Origin of the sequence: Azospirillum sp. B506, assembly GCF_000333595.1 — a bacterium.
In the GTDB taxonomy this organism is placed as follows: domain Bacteria; phylum Pseudomonadota; class Alphaproteobacteria; order Azospirillales; family Azospirillaceae; genus Azospirillum.
The window spans coordinates 1-2,182 of sequence record NZ_BADK01000183.1; the positions used below are offsets into that span (position 1 = coordinate 1).

At 72.9% G+C, this 2,182-nt stretch carries 2 protein-coding genes; both read left to right on the forward strand.

What is annotated here, in order from left to right:
* On the forward strand, positions 1-1,227 hold a 1,227-nt coding region (locus I71_RS06225; protein WP_049975955.1), incomplete at its 5' end, for an AMP-binding protein.
* Positions 1,224-2,182, forward strand: a 959-nt coding sequence (locus I71_RS06230) for a thiolase family protein (protein ID WP_042692455.1), incomplete at its 3' end; no start/stop codon positions are given. The genes I71_RS06225 and I71_RS06230, both read left to right, overlap by 4 nt.

The following is a 2,182-nucleotide window of genomic DNA, read 5'->3' on the forward strand; positions in this document are numbered from 1 at the left end:
GTCGCGGCTGGCGGCATCGTCGGGCTGCTCGACCCGAAATGGAGTGCGCCCCAGACTGCCGCCGCCATCGAGACTTTCCGACCCGACCTGCATCTGACGACGGATGACGCCGCCGCCTGGATCGCCGCTCAGCCGGCGGACTGGCCCATCCCGGCGGTCCCCCCGCAGGCGCCCTTCCTCGTCGGCTTCACCTCCGGCACCACCGGGCGGCCGAAGGCCTTCATCCGCAACCAGGGTTCCTGGCTGGCGACGCTGGAGGCGAGCCGGGTGGAGTTCGGCATCGGGCCGGAGGACGTCGTTCTGGTGCCAGGGCCGCTGGTCCATGGCCTGGGCCTTTACGGCGCGGTGGAGGGGCTTTCGGCCGGCGCCACCGTCCGGGTGCAGCCGAAATTCGACGGGGTGGACGCGGCGGCCCAACTGGAGGCCTGCGGCGTCACCACGCTGGTGCTGGTGCCGACGATGCTGGTCGGCATCCTCGACGCGGCGGAGCGCGACGGCCGGCGCTTCCCGGCCCTGCGCCGGGTGGTCTGTTCCGGCGCCAAGCTGGCGCCCGCGGTGCATGACCGGCTGGCGGCGCTCTGCCCCGACGCCGCGGTGCTGGAATATTACGGCGCCTCGGAGCTGAGCTTCGTCAGCCTGCGCTCGTCCCGCGAAGGCGCTCCCGCCGACAGCGTCGGCCGGCCCTTCCACGGGGTGGAGCTGAGCCTGCGCGACGATGCCGGCAAGCCGGTGGAGCGCGGCCGTCCCGGCACCGTCTGGGTGCGCAGCGGCATGCTGAGCGACGGCTATCTCGGCACGACCGACAGTGCCGGCTACCGCGAACGCGACGGCTGGGGCACGGTCGGCGATTATGGCTGGATCGACGGCGAGGGCTGGCTGCGGCTGGTCGGGCGGGCCGGCGACATGGTCATCACCGGCGGCCTGAACGTCTATCCGGCGGAGGTCGAAGCGGTCCTGCGCGCCCACCCTGCGGTGGCAGAGGCGGTGGTGTTCGGCCTGCCAGACCCCTATTGGGGCGATGCCCTGTCCGCCGTCGTCTGGTGGCGCGGCACGGCACACACCTCGCTTGCCGAGCTGCGCGGCTGGTGCCAGGAGCGGCTGGAAGCCTACAAGGCACCAAGGCGGGTGTTTGCCGCCTCCGACATGCCCCTGACCGGCAGCGGCAAGATCGCCCGCGCCGATGTCCGCGAGCGGGCGCAAGCGGGCGGGTTGGAGATGGTGGAGTGAGCAACCGCCCGATCATCGTCGCCGCCCGGCGCGCCCCGGTCGGCCGCATCGGCGGAAGCCTGCGCGAGCTTCCCGTCGAGGATCTCGCCGCTCCGGTCATCCGCGCCGTGCTGGCCGATGCGGGCCTCGACCCGGCGGAGGTGGACGAGGTGATGCTGGGCAACGCGGTCGGTCCCGGCGGCAACGTCGCCCGGCTGTCGGCATTGGCCGCCGGCCTTCCGGTATCGGTGCCCGGCGTCACGGTGGACCGGCAATGCGGGTCGGGGCTGGAGGCGATCAATCTCGCCGCCCGGCTGGTCCAGTCGGGAGCCTGCGACGTCGTTCTGGCCGGCGGGGTGGAGAGCACCAGCACCGCCCCTTGGCGCGTCGCCAAACCGTCCAGCCTCTATCGCAGCCCGACCTTCTACGACCGCGCCCGCTTCGCCCCCGACGAGATCGGCGACCCGTCGATGATCGAGGCAGCGGAGACTGTCGCCACCGCCTGCGGCATCGACCGCGCCCGCCAGGACCGCTATGCCCTGGACAGCCACCGCAAGGCCCTGGCCTCGCAAGCCACCGGCCGGTTCGACCGCGAGATCGTACCCCTCACCCTGCGCGACGGCCGGATCGTCGACCGCGACGAATGCCCGCGCGCCGACACCAGCCTCGACCGGTTGGCGGCTCTTCGCCCCATCCTGCGCCCCGAGGGCACGGTGACCGCCGGCAACGCCTGCCCGGTCAATGACGGCGCCGCGGTGGTGGCGGTGGTGTCGGAGCGGAAGTTCCGCGCACTCGGCCTCTCCCGCGGATTGGCGGTGGTCGACAGCACGGCGGCGGGGGTGGACCCCAGGCTGCTCGGCACCGGCCCGATTCCGGCGGTGACCAAGCTGCTGGCCCGCAACCCCGGCCTGACCGTTGCCGACATCGACCTCGTCGAGTTCAACGAAGCCTTCGCCGCCCAGGTGCTGGCCAGTCT